The organism is Aliivibrio salmonicida LFI1238 (assembly GCF_000196495.1).
Classification (GTDB): domain Bacteria; phylum Pseudomonadota; class Gammaproteobacteria; order Enterobacterales; family Vibrionaceae; genus Aliivibrio; species Aliivibrio salmonicida.
This window is the reverse complement of sequence record NC_011313.1, coordinates 563,146-588,302: the sequence shown is the minus strand read 5'-3', so window position 1 is coordinate 588,302 and position 25,157 is coordinate 563,146. Positions and strand designations below refer to the sequence as shown.

Genomic DNA, 25,157 nt, shown 5'->3' with positions numbered 1-25,157 from the left:
ATTACGTATCGCTAAACACAACGCTAATAAATAAGCAGATATTGTGAAGAAAACAAATACTCTATCACTGCCACCACACAGTAACGGCGTTACATTGTCACTTAATGAAATGGTTCACTACAAGAACCATTCATTACAGTGGTTACCGCCTTCTCAATCTGTTTGGTCAAAAATGAATGGCAGTCATCAAAGCCGACAAAAAGGCCGTGGCATGAACTTTTCTGAAGTACGTCAATATCAACCGGGCGATGACATTCGTTCGATTGACTGGCGCGTTACCGCACGTACAGGAAAAACACACACGAAGTTATACAGTGAAGAACGTGAGCAGCCAACCATGCTGTTTGTGGATGTCAGTGACACCATGCGTTTTGGTTCTCAATTACTGTTTAAATCCGTACAAGCCGCGCACTTTGCCAGTTTATTAAGTTGGATAACCTTAGCAGAGAAGGATCGTGTCGGAGGGATCATTTTTGATGGTCTTTCGACTCTTGATTGTAAACCGTCTTCTCGTCAAAAAGTGGTGTTGCAGTTTCTTCAAAAAATCATAGAAAAACACAACACTAGCACAAGTAGTGAAACGAAAAACGCGGCAGAGCAAGCGGATTCTTTTGTGAAAGGATTACAACAACTTCACCGTCTTTGCCCTAAAGGCAGCGAGATTGTGATCATCAGTGATTTTTACGCCCTCACTGGTGAGTGTAAAGCCATCTTCAGCCAATTGAGTAAGCACAATCGAATTCAATTTGTGATGATTAACGATCCTCTTGAGCAAGGTGTTACCCGCTTTAATGGCGTTGAGCATGTGTCTGATAATAAACGAACCGCGTGGTTGGATTTCTCTTCTCTTTCCACCAAGAATGCATTGCAACAACAAGCGAATTTACATAAAGCGTACGTGCACAACATGGCAATGCAATTAGGTATTCATCTTCATACGTTGTCATCAGGCTTACCCCTGTTAAGTCAACTGACCTCGTTATCGGATAAAGGAGCGAAATAATGTCTTTATCTTCCATCGCAGATCCCGGCGCTGCACCGCAGTCTCCCGCTTTACCTTTAGCGGATATTCACTTGCCAGCGGCTCCAAGCCTGTCTTTATCATGGCAAGGTTACGGGATGATTATTTTCATCATCTTAGTGATCGCCCTACTCGTCTGGGCTTTGATTCGTTATCGTAAAAAACGTCAATTACAACGTGTTGCTTTAGCTCAATTATCAACGCTAAAACCAACACAAACCCGAGAAATTGCGACTTTATTAAAGCAAGCGGCATTGAGCCATTTTCCTCGCCAAGACATTGCGGCATTACATGGCCTTGCATGGTGGCACTTTATTGAGCAAAAACTGCCCGTGAAGAAACAAGCAAACGTGCATTTCTCTTCCCGTTCAGAAATGTTAGAACAGGCACTGTATGGACAACACGAATTATCAGAAATCAATCAACAACGTTTCTATGATGACACTCGTTATTGGTTGACCCATGCACTGCCCATTAAACGAGTAGGCTCACTACTCTCATCAAGATCATCAAAAGGAAAACAACATGATTGAGTTTGTGTGGTGGTGGGCATGGTTTTTATTGCCAATTCCTTTTCTCTTTTATTTCTTTGTGCCAGAAGAAAACGTAGGCGAAGCGATTCATCTTCCTCGCTTACCAGAGCAAGGCGAATATAAGCAACCGAATAAACGCGTCAATATCGGTTTGATGTCAATCGCTTGGGTTTTATTGGTTGGCGCATTGGCTCGCCCCGTTTGGTATGGCGACCCTGTTGATATTCAACCAGAACACAGAGACATGATGTTGGTGGTCGATTTATCCGGTTCAATGTCAGAAGAAGACATGAAAACAGATTCCGGTTTTGTGGATCGCTTAACGGCGGTAAAGCGCGTAGTGTCTGATTTTATCGAGAAACGCAAAGGCGACCGATTAGGGTTAGTCTTATTTGGCGATCATGCGTATCTACAAACCCCCCTTACGTTTGATAGAAACACAGTACAAGAACAGCTCAATCGTACGGTACTTGGTTTGGTAGGACAACGAACCGCCATTGGTGAAGGGTTAGGATTAGCCACCAAAACCTTTATTGAGAGTAACGCACCTCAGCGAACCATCATTCTATTGAGTGACGGTGCAAATACCGCTGGCGTATTAGATCCAATTGAAGCGGCACAACTGGCCAAAGACAATAACGCCAAAATTTATACGGTGGGTATTGGTGCTGGTGAAATGCAGGTACGTGGATTCTTTGGTAATCAAACCGTCAACACGGCGCGAGATTTAGACGAAGACACACTAACAAAAATAGCAACGATGACCGGTGGACAGTATTTCCGTGCACGTAATGCCGATGAATTGGCAGAGATTTATCAAACCATTGATAAGCTAGAACCAGTGACTCAAGCAACTCAAACTTGGCGACCTCATGAGGAATGGTTCCGTTACCCTCTCATGGGCTATTTATTCATTATTTTCATTATCGTAGGAGTAAGAAAACGCCATGGCTGATTTTACTTTCCTTTATCCGATGTGGTTTTTAGCGCTTATCCCTTTGGGATTGTTGGTTATTGTTCAGCGTAAAAACCGCCATCATGTGGGCTTAATTGCGCCGCACATTGCTAAACAACTTGGAATGGTTCAGAAAAAGCAATCCAATACGTTTTTATCTGGCTTAATATTGACGTGGGTATGTATTACGACGGCATTAGCAGGCCCAAGTTTTGGCTATAAAGACACGCCGAGCTTTCAGCTTTCTGGTGCTCGTATTTTAGTGATGGACATGTCTCGCTCGCTTTATGCGACAGACGTAAAGCCCAATCGCTTAACGCAGGCAAAATACAAAGCGAATGATCTTCTGCCTTATTGGAAAGAAGGCATGACAGGGTTAGTTGCCTACGCCAATAACAGCTATTTGATTAGTCCATTAACCGAAGACAGTAAAACGTTAGAGAACTTGATTCAAAATTTATCGCCAGAAATCATGCCCTACAAAGGCAAAGGCAGTAATTTATCTAGCGCGATTTCTCAAAGTATTGAGATGATGAAAAAATCAGGCCATCAGCAAGGGGACATTATCGTTATCACCGATGGCATTTCAAACGCACAGCTAGATAAAGTCACCGAACGGGTAAAAGGCACAAAATGGCGCATTAGCTTGTTAGGTATTGGGACTAAAAATGGCGCGCCCATTGAATTGCCTTCAGGTCAATTATTGACAGACCGTTCAGGAAAAACCGTTGTTGCAACCTTGGATCCTCAACCGCTCATTACCTTAGCGAATGAAACCAAAGGCATTGCTGAGTTAATTCAATCAGACAACAGTGACATTGAAGCCATTGCTCGATTAACCAAAACTCCCGTAGAGCAAATCACTCAAAACAGTGATACACAAGTAAATAGCCGAGCGAATCATGGGTATTGGTTACTCTTCCCTATTGTCTTATTAACTCTGCTTTCTTTTAGAAAAGGGCTGATCTTAGCCTTATTGTTGGTATTGCTTCCGGTAGATAAATCGATGGCAAATACTCTGTTGTCTGATGACTACAATGCGCATCAACAATTTGAACAAAAGAATTACCAAGAAGCCAGTGGGCAATTTAACTCGAAAGAGTGGAAAGGCGCAGCACAATACAAAGCCGGTGATTATAAAGGAGCCATTGAAAGTCTGTCTGGATTAAAAGACCCTCAATCTCAATATAATCTGGCAAATGCATTGGCACAAAGTGGTCAGCTTGAAGAAGCAAAAGAAAAATACGAGTCGTTGTTAAATAACAATCCTGACATGGAAGATGCGAAAAAGAATCTTGAGGTTGTGAAAAAAGCGCTAGAGCAAAAACAGCAACAGCAACAGCAACAGCAAGATGACAAAAACAAAAAATCAGATAACAAACAAGACCAAAAGAAAGATCAGAAAAAGGATCAAAAAAAGGATCAAAAACAGAATTCAGATAAGCCATCCGACTCTAAAGATTCTAAGTCTCAAGATTCACAGCAGAATCAGCAGAATCAGCAGAATAAAGAATCAAAGTCTGAAAAGTCTGAAAAGTCTGAAAAGTCTGAAAAGTCTGAAAAAGATGCCGCGTCAAAAGAAAAAGAACAACAGCAAAAACAAGAAGAAGAGAAATCAGCCGCAGCTAAAGCTGAAGAAGACAAAAAAAGCGAGCAAGATAAAGCAGACGAGAAACAACAAGCTCAGATGCAATCACAACAAGTGCCACCAAACAGTGATGTGATAAAAACCGATCCTCGTTTACAGAAACTAGAGCAATCTGGCGCAAAAGAAGATCAATTACTTCGTGCCCAACTCTATTTACAAGCTCAACAACAAGAAGCGCCACAAGCTTCTGAAAATGAATGGTAATTTTGATGAGTATAAAACAAGTCACCCTATCTTCCATGATGAAGGCTTCTACAATGCGCTTTTCTATTATTAATACGTCTCTAATAAAAAAAGTCGTCTTATTTGCAGTGCTGTGTGTAAGTGGCATCTCGTTAAGTTACGCTCAAGCGACAGCAACCGTGAGCAAAAACCAAATTACTGAAAACGAAGTGATTCAGTTAATGGTGTCAGTCGATAAAAGTGCCGATCAAAGTAAGTTTGATACAAGCCAGCTTGGTAACGACTTCCGCTCAGGCCAAGTGAGCTTTGGTAGCTCACGATCACTCGTCAATGGCGATTACAGTGTACAAAGTCAATGGACGGTCTCTATTGCTCCAACAAGAATGGGCACGCTAACCATTCCTAGTTTGAACGTTGGCGGTGAGAAAACCAATCCAATCACAATTCGAGTCAACAAAGACGCCACTGCACCAAAAAGCAGTGATGTGATTAAAGTCAGTGGTGAATTAACCAAGTCAGAATTATACGAAGGTGAAACGGCACAATTTCATGCCAAAATTGCCATCTTTGCTGATACACGTCGTTTAAAAGATCCCAACATCATAACCCCACAAGGCAATGGCGTTGAGTTTTCCCCTGTTGGTGAAAGTAAACAATACCAAACCGTGATTGATGGATTGCAAGCCACCGTCGTTGAACAGACTTTCAATGTCAGCGCAGATAAAGTAGGTGAACTGCATTTTTCAGGCTTGGCTTTTACTGGCGGCCTGATCCAAACGGATCGTTATGGACGTAGCACTAAACTGATCCCATTAAACATCTCACCAGAGAATTATCAATTAACCGTATTAGCAAAACCTGCCGACTTTAAAGGCACTTGGTTACCAACCTCTAGCTTAAAACTAGGTCAACAATGGCTAATTGATGGAAAACCAATGACATCGACAACCATTGAGGCCGGCACTGCTATCACTCGTCAGATAATTCTGAACATGGCTGATGTTCCGCCAGAAAAATTACCAACACTGTCCATTGAGTACCCTAAATCGGTTCGTATGTACGATGAAAAGCCAGTGATAGGCACAGACAGTGAAGGAAACAGTGTGATGACAATTAAACAAGTTATCATTCCACACAAAGCGGGAAGCGTGACATTACCGGCAGTTTCCGTTCAATGGTGGAACAGTAAGACACGACAATCAGAGACCGCAACCCTTGAATCATTGCAGTTAATTATCACACCAAGCACTCAAACTGATGAGCAAAAGATCCAGCAGCAAACATATGCGCAGCCTGTTGACGTAGAAAAACGTGATGAAGCTCAAGGTTTTTGGCCTTATACCACCGTTCTGTTCGCTTTATTATGGTTGATAACGCTTCTTGCATGGTACATCCACCATACAAAAGTTCAGTCTTCTAAAAAAGAAGAAAAGCACACAGTAGGTACAAGTACTATTGACACAAAAGCACTCATTCGTGCAGTAAGTGATAACAACAGTATATTAGCGCATCAAATTTTAACGGATCTAGCCCCTTTACTTTTAGAACAAAGCATTGATGTAAGTGCAATTAAAATGTGCATCACTGCACTTAGCCAGCAACAATACTCAAAAGAAAACAATAAGTTAAGCTCAACAAAATACATAATCACTGAGATTAATGCTTTATTGAATAAGAAAAGTATCGCAAGTTCAAAAGGGGTCACCTTAGAACAACTATAGCGCTAAGTGCTCTCTTTTAATCATCCCAAATAGCCAGTTGAGTAAACTGGCTATTTTTTATTACGAATGATCATCTACCCCTTATTCCCCCTCACTTTTATCACTATTCTTTATTTACGATTTGAATTAAGCCTCTATTGGTTTTTGTTCCTAGTTTACGCAAACGATCTCTATCAAATTTTCAAATAAAACTTCTTCTTATTCTCTTTATTTTATTATTTACCATTGACATCTATCCCATAAAGCTCAATTATTGATGCATCAAATGTTCACTGCCATTTCATTTGTTCAAGCAAATGAGAATCAATGGCAGCGAAACGGACTTTAAAGAAGATGCTAAACAGCATGTGATCAGTAAGGGTAAGTAGTATGACAACTCAATTAGAACAACTTCGTAAACTAACAACAGTAGTAGCAGACACTGGTGATATTGAAGCAATTGCGAAATACACACCTGAAGATGCAACCACTAACCCTTCTCTAATTCTAAAAGCAGCACAAATTGCAGAGTACGCGCCATTAATTGATGCTTCAATTGAATACGCAAAAGCACAAAGCAACGACAAAGCACAGCAAGTACAAGATACGTGTGACATGCTTGCAGTGAGCATTGGTAAAGAAATCTTAAAAGTAGTTCCTGGTCGTATCTCTACAGAAATAGACGCTTGTCTTTCTTACGACACAGAAGGCAGCATTGCAAAAGCGCGCCAACTTATCAAAATGTACAACGAGGCGGGCATCACTAACGATCGCATCCTTATCAAACTGGCTTCAACGTGGGAAGGTATTCGCGCTGCTGAAGTGCTAGAAAAAGAAGGCATCAACTGTAACCTAACGCTTCTTTTCTCTTTCGCTCAAGCGCGTGCATGTGCTGAAGCAGGCGTTTTCTTAATCTCTCCTTTTGTTGGTCGCATTATGGACTGGTACAAAGCAAAAGAAGGTCGTGATTTTGAACCAAGCGAAGATCCAGGTGTTATCTCTGTTGCTGGTATCTACAATTACTACAAAGAGCACGGCTACAAAACAGTCGTAATGGGCGCAAGCTTCCGTAACATCGGTGAAATCCTTGAGTTAGCAGGTTGTGACCGTCTAACAATTAGCCCTAACCTACTTCAAGAACTTGAAGACGCGACTGGCGAAGTGGTTGAGAAACTGATTGATACTAACGGCAATAAAGAATGCCCAGCAGCAATGACTCACGCGGAATTCTTATGGGATCACAACCAAGACCCAATGGCGGTTGAGAAACTGGCTGAAGGCATCCGTAACTTTGCGGTTGACCAAGGTAAGCTAGAAGAAATGATCGCAGCTAAGCTATAAAACTAGAACGCTTCGCTACTATAAGAGCAAAAGCAATCACGTTATAAGTAACATTCTCAACGTGCCTATTCCATGCTCTTATAGTTTCTAGAAGCGAAGCGTCTATCGTTTCTAGCTCGCCACCATATTCAAATCGGGTTGAGCCTCTCAGCCCTTCATTTTCAAATATTCGAGTTAATCATTATGAACCGTAAACATTTAGCTAATGCTATTCGTGCTCTAAGCATGGACGGCGTACAACAAGCAAACTCTGGTCACCCTGGCGCACCAATGGGCATGGCTGACATCGCTGAAGTACTTTGGCGCTCTCACCTAAACCATAACCCTGCAAACCCTGATTGGGCTGATCGCGACCGTTTCATTCTTTCGAATGGTCACGGTTCTATGCTGATTTATTCTCTGCTTCACCTTGCAGGTTATGAATTATCAATTGAAGATCTTAAAAACTTCCGTCAATTGCATTCTAAAACACCAGGCCACCCTGAGTATGGTTATGCACCAGGCATCGAAACAACGACCGGTCCTCTAGGCCAAGGCATCACAAATGCCGTTGGTATGGCGATGGCTGAAAAAGCATTAGCCGCGCAGTTCAACAAAGAAGGCCACGACATCGTTGATCACTTCACTTATGCCTTCATGGGTGATGGTTGTTTGATGGAAGGTATCTCTCATGAGTCATGCTCTCTAGCGGGTACGCTTGGTCTTGGTAAGCTGGTTGCTTTCTGGGATGACAACGGCATCTCTATCGATGGTGAAGTGGAAGGTTGGTTCTCTGACGATACGCCTAAACGTTTTGAAGCGTACGGCTGGCATGTAATTCCTGCGGTTGATGGTCACGATGCAGATGCAATTAATGCAGCAATCGTAGCAGCAAAAGCAGACCCTCGCCCTACTCTGATTTGTACTAAAACTATCATCGGTTTTGGTTCTCCAAACAAACAAGGTACACACGACTGTCACGGTGCTCCACTAGGCTACGACGAAATTAAAGCAGCGAAAGCACAATTAGGTTGGGAGTACGGTTCTTTTGAAATCCCGTCGGAAGTTTACGCAGAATGGAACGCGAAAGACGCAGGCGCAACTAAGGAAGCGGCGTGGAATGAGAAGTTTGCAGCTTATGAAGCAGCCTACCCAGAACTTGCAGCAGAATTTACTCGCCGCGTAAACGGTGATTTACCAGCAGAGTGGGAAGAAAAAGCAAATGCAATCATTGCAGAGCTTCAAGCTAATCCTGCAAACATCGCATCACGTAAAGCATCACAAAATGCATTAGAAGCGTTCGGTACCATGTTACCTGAATTCATGGGCGGCTCTGCTGACCTTGCTCCTTCTAACCTAACAATGTGGTCTGGTTCTAAGTCACTAACCGCGGATGATTTCTCTGGCAACTACATTCACTACGGTGTTCGTGAATTTGGTATGACAGCTATCATGAACGGCATGGCGTTACACGGTGGTTTCGTACCTTACGGCGCAACATTCCTAATGTTCATGGAATACGCGCGTAACGCAATGCGTATGGCTGCACTGATGAAAATTCAGAACATTCAAGTGTACACACACGATTCAATCGGTCTAGGCGAAGATGGTCCAACTCACCAACCGGTTGAGCAAGTGGCTTCTCTACGTCTAACACCAAACATGAGCACATGGCGTCCATGTGACCAAGTTGAATCTGCTGTAGCATGGAAACTTGCTATTGAACGTCGCGATGGCCCATCAGCACTTATCTTCTCTCGCCAAAATCTTGCACAACAAGAGCGTGATGCAGAGCAAGTAGCGAACATTGCTAAAGGCGGTTATATCCTTAAAGATTGTGAAGGCCAACCTGAGCTTATCTTTATTGCGACGGGTTCTGAAGTTCAACTTGCTGTTGAAGCCGCAGCGCAACTTACGGCTGAAGGTAAAGCGGTACGTGTTGTATCAATGCCTGCAACTGATGCATTTGATAAACAAGATGCAGCGTACCGCGAAGCGGTTCTGCCATCATCAGTAACGAAACGTATTGCAATTGAAGCCGGCATTGCTGACTTCTGGCACAAATACGTTGGTTTTGGTGGTAAGATCATCGGTATGACAACGTTTGGCGAATCAGCACCGGCTGAAGAGCTGTTCAAAATGTTTGGTTTCACTACTGAAAATGCAGTGAAAACAGCAAAAGAGCTTTTAGCTTAATGCTAGATCGTAACAATAACCGACACACTCTTACCGTTTAAAAACTCGCTCGGACTCAGAAAATTTAATGTCTTTCTAGGTCGAGAATTAATCAAAAACTCTGCCTGTTTAATCTCTTTTGCAGTAAGTTCTCCAATGGCCATTCCCTTTGGGAAAAAACGTCTTAGTAAACCATTGGTATTTTCATTCAAACCTCGTTGCCAAGAATGGTAAGGTTTAGCAAAATAAATGTCACAGTTCAGATGCTTAGCTATCTTAGCATGACCTGCGAACTCTCCGCCATTATCAAATGTGATTGTTTTGCAAAGCTCTTTAAAGGGCTTCATCATGCGATTTATCCCGCGAGTAACGGCCTTTTTGGATTTATTGCGTACTTTGCACGTAACTAATAGCTTAGACACTCGTTCTACCATCGTTACTAAATACCCGTCTTGACCATAAACAGTGTCACCTTCCCAGTGACCAACCTCAGATTTATCATCGACAATAGCAGGGCGTTGAGATATATCAATGCGGTTAGGAATGAGTCTTGCTCCTGCTTCTACACCTTTGCGTTGTTTGTATTTTTTGCCTTTTCGAGCAAGCATCCTTTGCCACTGCTCTCTTTTAATTGCGTTGTAAATAGTACTGCAACATATTGTATTTTCTATTTTTTCTCTACGCATTCGTCCAGATATTTGCTCTGGGCTCCAACCAAGCTGAAGATATAGGTGAATTATTTTTTTATTCTTTTGGCTGCATTTTGTGTGCTTAATCGAAAGTGTTCTTTTTTGGAAAGCGTGTTTATGCGCTTGCTCGGCAGAATAGCTTCCAGCAGGACAACGTCGTAGTTCCTTTGAAATGGAGCCATTGCTCCGTTTTAATTTTTGTCCTATTTCACGAGCAGAAATACTATGTGTATTCCACGCTTCAATCTGGTATCTTTCACCTAGTGTCAGTTGCTTATATTGGTATCCCATGGGGTTACCTTAGTTGATTGTGTGAGAGCTTGAAGCTTATAGGCAACTGACTCTCAAATCTATACCAAAGTGTGTCGGTTATTCTTGGAACCTAGGAATTAAGCAAATCGCTTCACCGAACAAACAAAACAATACAAAAAAGGACTTACTATTACAGTCAGTCCTTTAACAAAAAACCTCGTAGGATCTCCAGTTTATACTTGAGCCTCGCGAGGTTTTTTTATGCTTTCTTTTATAGTTAAGCCGTCCCCTTAATCGTGCAGGATCACATTCTTATATCTGTCTTGATCTTGTGCACTCTCAGGTTGAGTTTTAAAACGCTTATGCAACCACATCCATTGAGAGAGCCCTTTATTAATTAAACGCTCAATCTCATGGTTCAATACTTTAGCGGCGGTTATCGCGTCTCTGCGAGGGATTTCATCGCTTAAATCATTACCCACTTCTAACGTATAGTGACTGCCTTTTCGAATACTCGATCCTGACATCACCGCACATTTAGACATATCAATTAAGAAACTAGATCCCGTCGTTGTTGCCGCTTCTTCTACAGCAAAAAATGGAACAAATACGGCGTTTTTCTTGCCATAATCATGATCAGGCAAATACCAAAGACGATTGCCAGATTTAAGTACTTTAACCATACTTTTTACATCATGACGATCGATCATCTGGTGGCCTTTACGGGTACGACCTCGGTGTTGAATAAACTCAAATACAGGGTTACTGTTAGCACGATAAACGCCATAGCCAGGAGCAAATAGACTGAATATTCGAGCCGTCATTTCCAAGTTTAAAAAGTGACAACATATAACTAGTACGCCTCGCCCTTCTTTTTCTTGCTCTAATATTTTTTCTTTACCAATGATCGATACGTGACGTCTAACTCGCCAATCAGGCCAAAACCACGCCATTCCCATTTCAATAATGGCTAAGCCTGTGTTTTTAAAATTCTCTTGAACGATCTTTTCTATTTCTAATCGCGAATAATGAGGAAAACTGAGCGTTAAGTTTTTTCGAGCAATATCTCCCCGCTTCTTTAAAAATAGCTGAAAGACTTTTCCTATTCCACTCCCCAATAATTTAAGGATAAAAAAAGGAAGGACATTAACTAAAAGAGCAAGAACAGCAAAAAAGCCCCATAAAAACCAATATTTCGGAGACAATAGATTCCATGTAAATTTAGGGCTTGGAACGGTTTTCATCATTCAACCTTATCAAAACTGAGATTAGTATCAGTATAATACAAGTGTCATGAAATTTTAGTGAAAATAGCAGTCATAATAGAAATTCTTACTTCAACTAGCCTAAAGCCTAATGAATTTCGTTTATCTATCTTGTGATGACAACAATTATGGCTGATAACTACGCTATGACGTGCCTTATACTTACTTATTACATGGTCATTCGAATGGAAGCCATGAACAAAAAAACCAGCAATTAAGCTGGTTTTTATTATTTAAACGCTTACAAAACAGTAATTACATCATCAAACACTTTACGAGATTTTGGTAAGCCTGCGTTGTAGTCTTCACTGGCATGGTGGTAACCAATAGCAAGCGCAACATGACACTCATAACCGTCTAATTGTTCTGAAAATAATTCACCCACAAGTTGAGGATCAATGCCTTCCATTGTCGTCGAATCGATATTCAAGCGAGCAAGCGTATGCAGTGCATTTCCAAGTGCAAGATAGGTTTGAGACTTAGTCCATGCCTTATGCTCACCCTTTTCATCTTTATTCAGTTCAACAAAACCGTATGCACCAAACGCCGCTTCTTTCTTATCTTCAGGCATACGTTTATCCGCAATGCCTTTATCAACCACAACTTCGTAATCTTCACGCGTGTACTTAACTTTATGAGCAAATAAAATCACATGAGAAGAGGCTTTAACATGAGGCTGGTTGAATTGGTGCATATTCGCGAATGAGTCATGCATGCGTTGTTTCGCTTCATCGGATTCAATCACAACAAATTTCCAAGGTTGAGAATTAATTGATGACGCAGACAAACGCAATGCTTCTAGCAACACTAACGTAAGCGTGCGGGGAACTACACCTAACAAATAAAATTCATTATGCGTATCTTACGATCTTTCATTTAACGAGAACGTAATTATGCAAAAAGATAAAAAGAGAACACCAGAGCAATGGCACGCTCTATTTGAATCTCAGCAATCTAGCAAGCTTAGTGCCGCTGAATTTTGTCGTAACCATAATATTCTGCCAAAGACATTTAGTGCACGTAAAGCACGATGGAAACAAAAGATTAACGCTTCTACTTTCTTGAAAGTAGAAGCGTTAACATCAACTATCATCGCCACTCCACAATTACCAGATATTCAACTTTCTATCGGAAAATTGCGATTAACATTGCCAGCTAATACTGAACCTCACTGGATAGGACTCTTATTAAAAGGGTATCAATCATGAATGTATTTACTGATGTTTCCACCATTTATCTTCATCGTGATTTTGTCGATTTTCGCAAGGCCATTAATGGCCTTGTCGTGATTGTTGAGCAAGAAATGCAACTATCACCGTTTAGTGATGCTCTATTTATATTTTGCAATAAGCCTCGTGATAAACTCAAAATATTGTATTGGGATAAAACAGGATTCGCTTTATGGTACAAGCGATTAGATGAAGACCGCTTCAAATGGCCACGAAATATAAATAACGATACGTTAGCATTATCAGAGCAGCAACTGACACTGCTATTACAAGGTTTTGATATCTTAGGACATCAACCGGTACATTATCAAACAACCCTTTAAATAGTTGATTCTCAGTCAAGAATAGGAGGCAACCGATTGATTACCTGTATTATCGTTATATAGTCATCTACATGACTGATAAAATAAAACCACTTCCTGATACCATTGACGAGCTGAAAGCACTTGTGCTTCAGCTTGAAAATAAATATAACCGTCTTCTAGAGCAATTTCGACTGGCTCAACATCAGCGCTTTGGTAAAAGCAGTGAATCTGACTCGACTCAATTTGATTTATTCAATGAAACAGAAGAAGAAATCATCATTGAAAATGATGACACACAAACGATTACCTACACTCGTCAAAAGCCAAAACGCCAACGCTTACCTGAAGACTTACCGCGTACTGTTATTATCCACGACATAAAAGATAAAACTTGTAAGTGTTGCGGTCTAGAGATGCATGCGATGGGTAAAGACATCAGTGAAAAGTTGGAATTTGTACCAGCTAAAGTGGAAGTTATTCAACATGTTCGTCCTAAATATGCTTGCCGAAATTGTGAAAAAAACAATACTTCAGTAGACATTAAACAAGCCCCAATGCCAGCGTCACCAATCCCTAAAGGGATTGCGACCGCAAGTTTACTTGCTCAAATTATTACGGCTAAATTTCAATACAGTCTTCCACTTTATCGTCAAGAAACGTTATTTCAGCAATGGGGTATCATTATTGGACGGCGAACGATGGCGGATTGGTTAATAAAATGCTCGGTACTATTTACCCCTCTTAATAACGAGTTACATCGTATTTTGCTTGAACAACCCACTCTGCATTGTGATGAAACAACGGTAAATGTGTTGGATGTTGAAAAAGCAAAATGTTATATGTGGGTCTACTGCTCTGGCTATGATTCTCCAGGCTCTGGTGTTTTGCCTGGAATTGTACTTTATGATTATCAATCTAGCAGGCATGGCTACCATCCAGTTAACTTTTTAAAAGGTTATAACGGGTATTTACATACCGATGGTTACCAAGGTTATGAACAAACTGAAGCGATTTTAGTTGGCTGTTGGGCACACGCACGTCGACGATTTATTGAGGCTCAACGTGTTCAAGTAAAAGGGAAAACAGGGAGTGCAGATTGGGTATTGAGTAAAATCCAAAAGCTATACCGGATCGAATCGTTATTAAAAGAGGCTTCCCCTGAAGCCAAGTATGTTGCTAGGCAGACAGAAGCCCGCGATTTACTTAAAGAGCTCCGTGATTGGCTTGATAGCGCAGTTAGTCGAGTATCACCTAAAACAAAATTAGGTGAGGCGATTAGCTATACATTAAATCAATGGGATAAATTAGTTCGTTATATTGATGATGGATTGTTATCTATTGATAACAATCGAGCAGAGCGAGCGGTTAAACCGTTTGTTATCGGCCGGAAAAACTGGTTATTTTCGGGTTCAACGGCTGGTGCAGATTCAAGTGCAATGCTTTACAGCATTGTAGAAACAGCAAAGGCAAACGGATTAATCCCTTACGATTATATTAGGTATTGTCTAGATCGTTTATGTGTTGGATCGCCAGATATCGATTCACTTTTACCTTGGAATGTAAAAGACAAGGTGTAGTTCCCCGCACACTTACAATACAACAAGATCGTCTTGAGATACTTTCTTGCTTGAGTCGTATTTTTTAGCGGTATAACGGTTTTCTAAATCTTGAATAATTTGATGCTTCATTGTAATTCTGCCTGTCATCTGTTTGATTGATTCAAATGTAGTTAAGCTTTGATTAAATAAGTTTTGCACCAGTAGAGAATGAAGTCAACCAGTTAACTTTTAGTAACCTAGTTTCTTTTTTACTCATTCCATTGTATTTATGGCACCTCGACAAAGTCACTCACAATAGTCACTTTATTTCGTCCACTCTCTTTCGATGTATAGAGTGCGGCATCCGCTCGTTTGTAAGCATAACTAAATGACGTATCTCGGCTTACCACACCACCGATAGAAATCGTAACTTCAATCCCTTTAATCTCATGCTTTTCAATCACAGCTCGAATTAGATCCGCTTTAATGGCTAACTGATCGTCTGTTAAGGGCTCAAAAGCGACGATAAACTCTTCGCCTCCCCAACGAACCGCGATGTCTTTAGGGCGAATTTGATTCAAAATACGTACGGCAACTTCTTGGATCACTTCGTCACCAATTTTATGCCCGTAAGTATCATTAATACGTTTAAAATGGTCAATATCAATAAGAAGTAGCGAATGCGATGTCTTTTTCTGTAAACGTTTCTCGTAAAAATCACGTCGATAAAAGCCAGTCATGCGATCAAACTGCACTAATTTTTTACGATGATTGAAATTTAATCGTAAAAGGTAAAAACTTAACGACAATAATAACGAAGGTATTAAGATCGCTTTGATAAGATCGATCAATCGTATCCCTAGTGTGATCTCATCTTGAGCTGAGCAAGGTAAAAGCATCGATTCTTGATAACTGTTATTCATGCTATTGCTGTTAATAACAGTGTTATTTTCATCATTAAATATCCTAACTTTATCAGAAAGTAACGACGCTTTAATATCAACAATTAATAATGAATCAAGGTGTTTATTATTGTATATCGGGTAATAGACAGAACGAATGATTTCATTCATGCCTTTCTCTGTATACTTTTCTGTTAATTTTAAATTACACCCATAAAAAGATTGATAGGTGGCATTTAAACTTTCTTTATCTACAATTTCTTCGATGACATTTTCGCTATTCACTCCGTCATAAAACATTTCATAGCTTTTTCTCAATGGATCAAAATGCACATATTGAGACGGATTTTCAAAAACAGCAATCGTCCATAAGCTATTTCCAATTAACTTTTCTAATTCGGTCCGTAATTTTTTAATACCAGTAGACAACACTTTTACTTCAGTATCCGCGTTAACAACAATATGGACGCCATTACGGTTGTATTCACCTTTATCTAAAAAGATAGAATCGACATTATTATAATAAGATGAGAAACGACGACTGATGGAATAAATGCCTTTGTAATCTTCGACCACACCACGCTCTAATCGATGCAAAGAAACGATATTAAAGAAAAAATAGAATACCCAAAGTACACACAGAATTATCCCCCATATTTTCAAGAAAACAAAAGTTTCATGAGTAAGTGCATAATTTTGTTTACTATTCGGCATTTTATTCCTCACAAAAAATCATCAAATATAAACCAAGACATAGATAATACAATCAGTATTTTTATATAAGATGGGACAAGATCATGATTTAAATAAAAGAGTTTCAATTCAACAACATAAATTCAGAAAATAAAACCTCTGTAACACACTCTTTAAACATAAAAAGGCCGCTCAATGCGACCTTTGATTTCTACAGTTAGTATATACCGCTGATTATTTAGCGATTGTTGCTAATGCCAATTTATTAAGTACCGTAGATACTTTACCAATAACAGCATCGCATCCTTTCATGTTATGACGCTCTTTAAGGTAACTCGGATTATTATATGATAACCATACTTTTTGATTTACATCTTCGGTAATAAGCACCTTTTGAGGCAGATCAATGGCAACATCTTGCGCGCACTGCATTAAGAGTGTTCCAACCTTGGGGTTACCAAAAATAATCACCTCGGTTGGTCTTAAGTCCATATTCACACTGGCTGCATTTTTTTGATGATCTACCCTTGTGAACAGAGTAAACCCTTTACTTTCAGCAATAGATTCAAATCTATTAGCGGTTTCTTTTACAGAGTACGAACTCTCGTATTTAATCACACTTTCTTCTGCACTTACTGCAAAAGAAGCGGTAAACATAATGACACCAAGCGAAATAAACTTAATCATAAACATACCTTTTATTTTAATTATATGAAGACGTATTCATTCTCAATTTTCATCGATTTATTACTTGATAACACCACACACTAAACGAGCGCCACCGCCACCCAGAGCTTTAGGATGGTCAGAATGATTATCACTGCCAGCATGTATCATTAATGCACGACCAGATAAGTTAGCAAGCGTGATTTTAGGTGATAAGACGGGTTGCACTGCATTGCCGTCCATATCGACGTAAAGCGGAGGCAGATCCCCTAAATGGCTATCATTAGACCATGGAAAACCATGTTGCCCTGTTTTCATTGGGTCATAATGGCCTCCTGCTGCACCGCCTAAAATAGTTTGACCATTCTTTTCAGAGGTATCACAAGAAGGATTTTCGTGGACATGAAAACCATGTAAACCTTGTGGTAATCCTGACAAATTAGGTGTAAATACCACGCCATACTCATTTTGCTCTGCTGATACATAACCCACGATTTTACCTGAGTCTAAATCTTTCATCTCAATTGAAATGTCTGAGGCACTCGCTCCAGCTGACGCGACGAACAAGGTAGTAAGTAAAAGTTTTTTAAACATGAAATTATCCTTAATATAAAAATTTCACCGCATTTATAGCATGGCTCCGAAATTATAAATAACGATTAATTTATCAGTTATCAATCGATTTTTTCGATTGATGTGGCAAATGATACTTTAGGTGCGTTTCATCGAGTAAATATCTGTAACACAACCCCAACATTAAGACGCAGCGACGATGAATACCCCGTAGTGGTCTAACTCACCATTAAAGAAGAGCATCGCTTTTTTGTTTAACTATTGGGTATAAAAAAACCACCCTGAGGTGGTTAATGGTATTAAAGTTCAATTCCCGTAAACTCCATTTGTGTATCATCAAACATAAAGGTCACATGACTGCGCCCTTCAAACTCGCGAATCATAACTTGATTAGTATTTGCTGAATCTGTATTAATAATCGTCATGATATCTTGAACCGTATCCACTTGCGTATCACTACATAAACGATACTTCTTAACGATTTCAACGTTATTATCCGTCGTAGATTGAAGATCCAACTCGGCATGCACTACTTGGATGCCCGATAGCTCCGCTGTAATTTGAATATCAAATCCACTTACATCATATTTAACCATTTCACACTCTAATGCCTTAAATTTCGAACTCTCTTATACCAAATAAAAAACAAAACTGTGAGCTTTATTATTAAACTAACTCATATTTCAGCGCTTCTTTGAAAGCAACCACCACGTATTTTACACTCTCAATATTAGAGTCAGTTTCGCTTTCATAACGAGATCTTAGCTCAAGCGTTCTAAACGTTATTTCATTAATTATTGGTATGATTTCTTATGAATCATCACTCAGCTACTCCTTAATAACGGTGTTGCAGTGTAAATTATCCACTCTACTTTAGAGGTAATATTTCTGTGAAGCTGGTTTACTTTCTGCTACAGAATTTATGCTAGGGTTTTACATACTTAATATAAAAAGGAGAAATATTATTATGAAACCAGAGTTTATATACGAAATACCTGAAGGATTAGGATCTGCAGGCCAAGCAACAGCGGAAAGAGAAGCTGAGCAACTTTACTCCGATTTAATCGGTAAAGGCGCCAGAAACATGACAGAGATTAAGATTGAAATAAAAGACATGAACGTCATTGCCAGCTGGGTGATTGATGGCGAAAGGTATTACAACAACTAGTGCGTAAATTAATACGATGAACCTATCTCTGTAGGTTCATTCCCCTATTTTACTTTTCATTCCAAAAATACATGTCGTATTTAGTTCCAGATTATCTTCTCTATAAACTAAGGTTAAATAAGTCTAATTTACTGCGTATGATATTAAAAGAAATCTGATTTAAGTCGAAATCTCTTTGACTTTTTAGGCTCTACAATTGATTTTCTATCATCAAACTCATTACAATATCGCTCTGCCATTTTATAAATACTCGACCGAATATGTTCATAACCTTTACCTGAATACAATTGATATTTAAACATCATTTCTGCCATTTCTGCCGCTGTAAACCCTTCTTCATGCCATTCAATCGCTTGATTCAAAAAGAACGTTACATTCTCATTTGGGCGTTTAAGTTTAAAACTTGATACTTGTTTGAAATTTTTAATAAGCATGGCGATTTTCCTTATAGAACTGTTTAGAGCTTTCAACAAACATATCTTCTTGAATGAATACTTACTATCGTGAATTCCAATCATTCCATCCGAGCGTTGGATTATGTTAGCCATATTACCTCATACTAACGATCATTTATCATCATAAAATTCATATTTAGAGAAAAGAGCCTTACACGCTTCAATGCTATGTTTTGCAGATGGTGCTGAATTTGATGCTTGTGTTAACTGATCCATGATTAGTTCCTCACAATAAACCATATTGAGACTAAGCAAAAGGCTATTAATGATGCAGTAATTATCGCTTGCTTCCGTAATCGCTACGTAACATGCATTGTCAAAAGCATTTTGTTTAGGCTCACGTAAATCGTACATTGAGCTATTCCTCTACCTATCCGATACTCAAATGACAAAACCAAAGGAAACCAGAATATTTAAAATCCTCCTGATACGTCATAAATGAAGCTGGAACAACAACTTGAAATGACAAAGGGTTATTCATGGTGGTATCCTCTAAGGTAATTAAATGTTCAACTCTGCTTGAGTTGATAAGGCAACTTTAGCCCTAGAAGGCAACTTATACAGGCTCCATGCTACTTAGCTGGTCGAGATGTCGTAGAGGATTAAAAACCGTGACGAAAAGTAAATATTCATTAGGTATTGGCGAGGCTTTTCCTGAAAGTGAAGAATCCCAAGTTGCAAATGCAACATCGATTGGAAGCTTTAGATTACGCTCAGGGACCTTAGAAGAAACAAACTCATTTGTTTTAGATAAGAGCATCAGTGAAGAATTAGAGACTGAAAATCTAATTCTGGTAAAAGAAGACACTCAAAGACTACTTGTTGATAAAGAGTCTACACATGCAACATCAGGAAAGTATTTAATTGATATGGATGGTTCGTTCTCGATCAACGAACTACAGCGCCTACCGGGTAAGAAGTTAGCAATCAGCTTTAATGGCTCGACTATTAATGTGGAAGAAGATGATATTAAGGTTGTTGGTCGTGTGGCAATGGTGATGGGCAAGGAGTGAACAGAATAAAAACTATGTTTATTAATAAGTCTTATCATCAAAAAAGCGGCTCATGGCCGCTTATTTTATTTTACCCGTGATAATCTAAACCAATTCGAGATACATGTTCACCAGATGTTTTAGAATGATGTAGCGCATATTCATACCTTAACTGACCAACAATTTCGTACTCGCAGCTACGAACTTGAGGAGGGGTTAAACTTAAGTTCAAATTATAAGCTAAAACCTTATTTTCAGCGTTTAAAATACCATCATTTGCTATGGCTAAACTCATTAGACTTGGATTAGCATTATTAAATGGTTTAGAAGTCGAAGCATATACATCAACAACCCCATCGATCGATAAAAAAACCAGTTGTTTTGAATTAACTAATTCTTTACATCGATTAAATAAATCCTCTTCTTTTAACTTAGTAGTATCTGAATCTTTCTTTAAAGCAGAGGAAATTGGATATAGTCTTTGGACAACAATATCTATTTTTTTATGCTTACTTCTGCCTGGAACTAAATCACATGCTGGTGTAACAACTAAATATAAGTTTTTTGAGATATCGCTTAATATATGACCCGTTGTTAAATGCCAGCCATCAAAAAAGATAGCATTATTAAATGCATTAACCGATTTGAAAATATCATATTCATTTTCCAATACATCAGACTTTGAATATTGCTGTTCAATTTCTTTAAGATCTCTGCCTGAATCAGTTAAGCTACGAACAGTATCAGCTAAAAACCGACTTAAATCGCCTTTATAGCGACTAGAGAACTCTTCAAGATGATTTTGAGCAGTTAGCCACGATTTCCCCTCAAGTTCATGTGGTTGGCATTTAAGAAGCTCTCTTAGCCAACCAGCTTGTACATGCTTCTTATCAAGCATATCACTAGCAAATGAAAAACCATGTTCATCCAATTTATGTCTCAATTTTGCAAGTAACATACGATGAGGGTGAGGACACCAATGCTCCAAAGCTCCTAACAATTTAATCGGTAGCTCAGCTGTTGAAGTTCCTTTACCAACAACAACAACAACGAATAAATTCCCAGCTTTTACCCATAAACTTGTATTATCGTAACTCCACTGTAAATCACCAAAATATTCAAAACCAAATTCATCCCTTAATTTATTTCCTTTTTGAATAAGAATATACCAAAGTAATAATTTAAAGTTTAATCTATCTAAAATTTCATCCTCCCCCATCGGGCGTGAATCATATATAACTTTAAGACCTAGCAATTCGTTTTTTTCTGTTTCTATTTTCATCGGAGAACAATTTAGTGCCAACAGTTTTAAATAATCTAAATCAGCCACACTGTCTATAAGGCTTTCTAAAATACCAGACTGTTCTTCATCCCAAAAATCAATCGCATTTATTACTTGAGTTAATAATTTCTCAGGCAGTTCTAGAAATGTTTTTTCTTGTTGTAAATGAAAAACAATATCTTTAAATACAGCTCTGTATCCTTCATCGCCACCAATATCCGCATAACCTTTAGTGTGCACAATAACTAAATTAAAATGCTCTTTCTTAGCTAAAGTAGAGAGGACACTTAAAGACTTCAATCCTTTACCGTCATCACCAGTGCCTTCTAAGTGATAATCCAATATCAATAGATCGCTATGGTGTAAATTATCAACATCACCAGTACCAGTAAACTGCCCATCATGAACATCTAGCATCCAATTATTCTCAGGTAAGCGACAGACTTGAACTACATCATGCAATCTATTTTTATCATGCGGCTCTGAAGTATCTTGTCCTAAGATTAATTTTGACAGTGTTGGATATTCATCATCAACAACCATAACGCTACGGATAGGATCAATATAAGCTTCTTTTATTAAATCCGTCATATTCATTTTAGAAGCCCTCCGATCTTTATCGCGAAATTAGCACCATTTAGTGATTTTTCATCATCATTTGTAATATAACGAATCGTATGGCCAGATAAGGCCAAATTTGATTTACTAAGATATAACCCAACCCCTCGGCCTCCTCTCTGCTTTTTAGTAAAGAACAATGTAAATAACCGTTCTAAATCAACTAAATCGACACCGGGGCCGTTATCAGCAATGACCACTTCACCATTTTTATAATCCAGACAAATTTCTTTAACGTTATCGCCTTTAATATTTAACCAATATCTTGAATTGTTTATTAAATTTATAAATACAGGATATAACCTTGCTGGTGAGTCATGCACATTAAACTGCTCAAAAGAACTTGTAGTAGTTAAACTAATATTTCGTTTTGCTAAACTATCTCCATAAAAATTCCGAACATAATCAATAATTGCAAGACCAGTAACATTAGTTTTAGTATGTTCACCAGAAAGTTTTAATGGTGTTAAAAAACGCCATTTATCACTTAGGCTTTGGTGTGCAAAATCGACAGAATCAACTAACTGATTCTGAACATCATTTAAATGGGTTTTTCTTAAATCAGAGATCCCACGAGCCATAGTGATATCAAGCCCTTCGATTTCATGACCAATGATTTCTACAGTAATACCTAACTGAGCTAAGCCATTTAATCTAGTAGCTTCTTGTTGCCATTTATTAGATTCACGTAAACTTTCAATGGCTAATCCTTCTAAATCTATTGCATTTTTAATACTATTTAAGGCTGTTACATATGGCTTTAATGCTTGTTCATTATTTATTTCTTGTTTTTGATACTCATCATCAATTTGCTTCATAGCCTCAGATGAAGTTAGTTTACCAAGCTCTAAATCTCGCATTACCTCAGATAAGGCAATATCATAAGCCTTATTACAACTAGTTACTAATTGTTCAAATCTTTCTAACTCACTTTTTAATAAGGTTCGTCCTTCCAGTGCCAATTTCTTAACTTTTGCCGTAATATATCCTCGATTAGTATTTAACTGTGATTTAGCAACTTCAGTGTCGGTTTTAGTTATGTATTTATTGATCGCGGTATCTGCAGTAACATTCAATCTCCTTGTAATTTCTTGCGATCTTAGCTCTAAAGAACGATAACCCTCATAGTTTTCTTTTATAGTACCTAAACTTGGTGGTACAGGACTTAAAGAAAAACTTTTAAGCTTTTCATTATATTTATTCGATAAACCTTTCAACTCTTTAGCTTGCTGGAGATTAATTATTTCCTCTCCATGAGCTAAATCGGCCTGTAACTCTTCAAGCTCATCTAAAAATGCGGATAATTCTGGTTGTTGAGTCTGTATTCCTTTTTTAACTCTATTTCGCTCGTTTCTTAAAAGTTTTTTTCTGTCTAACTTAGCTTTTTCTTCCGCTCGTTGTGCGGCAATATCTTCTAAAGCCTCTTGTCTAATATCTGACTTTCGGCCAAAATATTGTTCTGCTGTTTGGATCAAAATTCCAATAATTATCTCTCTAAACAACATTGCTGCACGATTATCAAGCAATCCTTCACGACCTGCTTTATCTTTTAAATTAGGGTTGCCTAAACGAGATATACTAATACGCCCATATGTTTTACGAGACGACCAGAAGTAACGACCAGCATTATTTGTACGTCTTTTTTCTATTTCAAAAAAATCACTATCATCACGCCCATAAGGCATTACTCGTAATCCATCTCTATAAATCCGTAAACCGCCATGTAAATCAGACTTATTTTGAATATTATTCCACAAGGTTTCAGGCATACTTGATCTATTTTTTTGCCCTTCAAAACCACCAATTCTAATATCAAATGCACCAAATCTTGAGTCAATTCGTGTTCTATATTTTTGCTTCGGCTTTATGACTTGGTTTTCATATACTTGACCAAATGCTTTAATAGTTCCTCTGAAATAACCTTCTTCATCCACATGCCCATCAACTAAGTGTTCCATTTGCTCTAAATCACTAATATCAAACTCACGAATATCACTTACTAATTCTCTTTGTAACTGCCCATTCCATGCAGTAACACTCGTGAGAAATGGATCATTCTTTTTCTCTTTAGGTTTTACAAATGGGTCCGTAAAATTTGACAATGTTTCAAGTAATTTAAGCTTTGCTCGAGCTGTTGCATCATCTACATCTTGAATTGATTCAAGTACCAATTGATCTTCTAAGTCATCAGGAATACCAACCATAAACATTGCTGTACCTGTGGAAGACGTATCATTTGCAACTTGCCAAGTTCTTACTACACGCTCAGTAAATAAAGAACTATTTGTCTGTTCTATAATCAAATCATGCGTAGATTTAAATCCAATTAATTCAGAGTTCTGCTTTTTTTGTTCATTTATTTCATATTCTGCGTACATTTTCCATGCATCACGAAGTCTGCTAGCTCTTGCTGAATTATCTTCTCGAGTAGGCGTAACATTGAATAGCAAACGCTCACATAAATGAACTATTTCACCATATAGTTCTTCAATGCTAACAACTTCTGCCACAGGAATTGAAATATCATGTAACATAATGAAAGGGTTTTCAAACAATCGCCAATCTATTAAGCTAACAACAAATGGATGACCTTCAGCCTTACTTATTAACAATAAAAGATGACCAAGTGCAGCACAGGAAAGACGCCCAATTCCTTTTTGTCCTTGTTTCTGACGGTTATATTTACGTATAACTTGTTCGTTCGAGTTTAGAGACTCTATTTTAGATTCAGTACCAACAGTCAACCATTTTTCTTCAAAATCACTAGCATTCATGCCAAAACCATTATCTACGATTGCGGCAATTGATTTCTCTCCATCTAATATATGAAGAGCAACTTCATCAGCATCAGCATCGTAAGCATTTTTCCACAGTTCAGAGATTGCTGTCGGACAGTCTGCAATTTGTTCTCGTCCTAAGTGATCGATAGTCCTAGCTCTAGTTTTAAAATATAAGTCAGTATTAGCCATAAATATAATTCCAATGCAATAAGCTG

Annotated in this window: 23 protein-coding genes and 1 pseudogene; 12 read left to right on the top strand and 12 right to left on the bottom strand. The window is 38.6% G+C overall.

Annotation, left to right across the window (positions count from 1 at the left end; genetic code table 11):
* The first annotated feature begins 43 nt into the window (after positions 1 to 43).
* The 7 genes from VSAL_RS18825 (at position 44) to tkt (ending at position 9,556) form a co-directional block, all read left to right on the top strand.
* Positions 44 to 1,003, top strand: a complete 960-nt coding sequence (locus VSAL_RS18825; RefSeq protein WP_012551851.1) for a DUF58 domain-containing protein — start codon at positions 44 to 46, stop codon at positions 1,001 to 1,003.
* Entirely contained in the window at positions 1,003 to 1,554 is a 552-nt protein-coding gene (locus VSAL_RS18820; RefSeq protein WP_012551850.1) for a DUF4381 domain-containing protein, read from the top strand. The genes VSAL_RS18825 and VSAL_RS18820 overlap by 1 nt, the downstream gene beginning before the upstream one ends.
* Complete coding sequence (locus tag VSAL_RS18815; protein WP_012551849.1) at positions 1,547 to 2,509, top strand: vWA domain-containing protein; 963 nt, start codon at positions 1,547 to 1,549, stop codon at positions 2,507 to 2,509. The genes VSAL_RS18820 and VSAL_RS18815 overlap by 8 nt, the downstream gene beginning before the upstream one ends.
* Positions 2,502 to 4,361, top strand: coding sequence for a vWA domain-containing protein (locus tag VSAL_RS18810; protein ID WP_012551848.1), 1,860 nt, complete (start codon positions 2,502 to 2,504; stop codon positions 4,359 to 4,361). The genes VSAL_RS18815 and VSAL_RS18810 overlap by 8 nt, the downstream gene beginning before the upstream one ends.
* A gap of 5 nt (positions 4,362 to 4,366) precedes the next feature.
* On the top strand, positions 4,367 to 6,061 hold the full coding sequence (locus tag VSAL_RS18805; RefSeq protein ID WP_231850976.1) for a BatD family protein: 1,695 nt from the start codon (positions 4,367 to 4,369) through the stop codon (positions 6,059 to 6,061).
* A gap of 369 nt (positions 6,062 to 6,430) precedes the next feature.
* On the top strand, positions 6,431 to 7,381 hold the full coding sequence (gene tal, locus VSAL_RS18800) for a transaldolase (protein WP_012551846.1): 951 nt from the start codon (positions 6,431 to 6,433) through the stop codon (positions 7,379 to 7,381).
* A 183-nt stretch (positions 7,382 to 7,564) separates the two neighbouring features.
* The gene (gene tkt, locus VSAL_RS18795) at positions 7,565 to 9,556 is read left to right on the top strand and encodes a transketolase (RefSeq protein WP_012551845.1); all 1,992 of its coding nucleotides are present in this window, start codon (positions 7,565 to 7,567) and stop codon (positions 9,554 to 9,556) included.
* 2 nt (positions 9,557 to 9,558) lie between these two features.
* Here the strand turns inward: tkt and VSAL_RS18790 are convergent, their stop codons facing one another.
* From VSAL_RS18790 to VSAL_RS18780, 3 genes are all read right to left on the bottom strand, one after another.
* The gene (locus VSAL_RS18790; protein ID WP_012549047.1) at positions 9,559 to 10,515 is read right to left on the bottom strand and encodes an IS30-like element ISVsa7 family transposase; all 957 of its coding nucleotides are present in this window, start codon (positions 10,513 to 10,515) and stop codon (positions 9,559 to 9,561) included.
* A gap of 251 nt (positions 10,516 to 10,766) precedes the next feature.
* Positions 10,767 to 11,720: a Kdo(2)-lipid IV(A) acyltransferase gene (locus VSAL_RS18785; RefSeq protein ID WP_044583566.1), complete on the bottom strand. Its 954-nt coding sequence runs from the start codon at positions 11,718 to 11,720 to the stop codon at positions 10,767 to 10,769.
* 262 nt (positions 11,721 to 11,982) lie between these two features.
* Positions 11,983 to 12,582, bottom strand: coding sequence for an NAD(P)H-dependent oxidoreductase (locus VSAL_RS18780; protein WP_044583565.1), 600 nt, complete (start codon positions 12,580 to 12,582; stop codon positions 11,983 to 11,985).
* Positions 12,583 to 12,634: 52 nt separating this feature from the next.
* On the opposite strand from VSAL_RS18780, the gene tnpA reads away from it, so the two are divergent.
* The 3 genes from tnpA to VSAL_RS18765 all read left to right on the top strand — a co-directional run bounded on the left by tnpA (position 12,635) and on the right by VSAL_RS18765 (position 14,852).
* Entirely contained in the window at positions 12,635 to 12,949 is a 315-nt protein-coding gene (gene tnpA / locus VSAL_RS18775; protein WP_012548925.1) for an IS66 family insertion sequence element accessory protein TnpA, read from the top strand.
* Positions 12,946 to 13,293 (top strand): IS66 family insertion sequence element accessory protein TnpB, encoded by a 348-nt coding sequence (gene tnpB / locus VSAL_RS18770; RefSeq protein WP_012548924.1) that lies wholly within the window; start codon positions 12,946 to 12,948, stop codon positions 13,291 to 13,293. The genes tnpA and tnpB overlap by 4 nt, the downstream gene beginning before the upstream one ends.
* 71 nt (positions 13,294 to 13,364) lie before the next feature.
* Positions 13,365 to 14,852, top strand: coding sequence for an IS66-like element ISVsa2 family transposase (locus VSAL_RS18765; protein WP_012549008.1), 1,488 nt, complete (start codon positions 13,365 to 13,367; stop codon positions 14,850 to 14,852).
* 15 nt (positions 14,853 to 14,867) lie between these two features.
* On the opposite strand, the pseudogene VSAL_RS23455 reads toward VSAL_RS18765, so the two are convergent.
* The 5 genes and pseudogenes from VSAL_RS23455 to VSAL_RS18745 form a co-directional block, all read right to left on the bottom strand.
* Positions 14,868 to 14,963 (bottom strand): annotated as a pseudogene (locus tag VSAL_RS23455) (NAD(P)H-dependent oxidoreductase); the annotation flags it as partial.
* Between the two features lie 137 nt (positions 14,964 to 15,100).
* A complete protein-coding gene (locus VSAL_RS18760; RefSeq protein ID WP_044583564.1) occupies positions 15,101 to 16,429 on the bottom strand; it encodes a GGDEF domain-containing protein in 1,329 nt (442 codons plus the stop codon).
* Positions 16,430 to 16,642: 213 nt separating this feature from the next.
* Positions 16,643 to 17,095, bottom strand: coding sequence for a DUF302 domain-containing protein (locus VSAL_RS18755; protein WP_023604558.1), 453 nt, complete (start codon positions 17,093 to 17,095; stop codon positions 16,643 to 16,645).
* Between the two features lie 60 nt (positions 17,096 to 17,155).
* Complete coding sequence (locus tag VSAL_RS18750) at positions 17,156 to 17,668, bottom strand: superoxide dismutase family protein (protein ID WP_012551841.1); 513 nt, start codon at positions 17,666 to 17,668, stop codon at positions 17,156 to 17,158.
* Between the two features lie 278 nt (positions 17,669 to 17,946).
* Entirely contained in the window at positions 17,947 to 18,243 is a 297-nt protein-coding gene (locus VSAL_RS18745; RefSeq protein WP_012551840.1) for a hypothetical protein, read from the bottom strand.
* A gap of 371 nt (positions 18,244 to 18,614) precedes the next feature.
* Between VSAL_RS18745 and VSAL_RS18740 the strand changes: the two genes are divergently transcribed.
* The gene (locus tag VSAL_RS18740) at positions 18,615 to 18,815 is read left to right on the top strand and encodes a hypothetical protein (protein ID WP_023604561.1); all 201 of its coding nucleotides are present in this window, start codon (positions 18,615 to 18,617) and stop codon (positions 18,813 to 18,815) included.
* 143 nt (positions 18,816 to 18,958) lie between these two features.
* Here the strand turns inward: VSAL_RS18740 and VSAL_RS18735 are convergent, their stop codons facing one another.
* Positions 18,959 to 19,249: a hypothetical protein gene (locus VSAL_RS18735; protein WP_023604562.1), complete on the bottom strand. Its 291-nt coding sequence runs from the start codon at positions 19,247 to 19,249 to the stop codon at positions 18,959 to 18,961.
* A 132-nt stretch (positions 19,250 to 19,381) separates the two neighbouring features.
* Positions 19,382 to 19,624, bottom strand: coding sequence for a hypothetical protein (locus tag VSAL_RS18730; RefSeq protein ID WP_012551837.1), 243 nt, complete (start codon positions 19,622 to 19,624; stop codon positions 19,382 to 19,384).
* Positions 19,625 to 19,881: 257 nt separating this feature from the next.
* On the opposite strand from VSAL_RS18730, the gene VSAL_RS18725 reads away from it, so the two are divergent.
* Entirely contained in the window at positions 19,882 to 20,283 is a 402-nt protein-coding gene (locus VSAL_RS18725; RefSeq protein WP_049940458.1) for a S24/S26 family peptidase, read from the top strand.
* Between the two features lie 70 nt (positions 20,284 to 20,353).
* Here VSAL_RS18725 and VSAL_RS18720 read toward each other — a convergent pair whose 3' ends face one another.
* Together VSAL_RS18720 and VSAL_RS18715 are read right to left on the bottom strand one after the other, a co-directional pair.
* Positions 20,354 to 22,141: a response regulator receiver domain gene (locus VSAL_RS18720; RefSeq protein WP_012551835.1), complete on the bottom strand. Its 1,788-nt coding sequence runs from the start codon at positions 22,139 to 22,141 to the stop codon at positions 20,354 to 20,356.
* Positions 22,138 to 25,131, bottom strand: coding sequence for an ATP-binding protein (locus VSAL_RS18715; protein WP_012551834.1), 2,994 nt, complete (start codon positions 25,129 to 25,131; stop codon positions 22,138 to 22,140). The genes VSAL_RS18720 and VSAL_RS18715 overlap by 4 nt, the downstream gene beginning before the upstream one ends.
* Between the last annotated feature and the right edge of the window lie 26 nt (positions 25,132 to 25,157).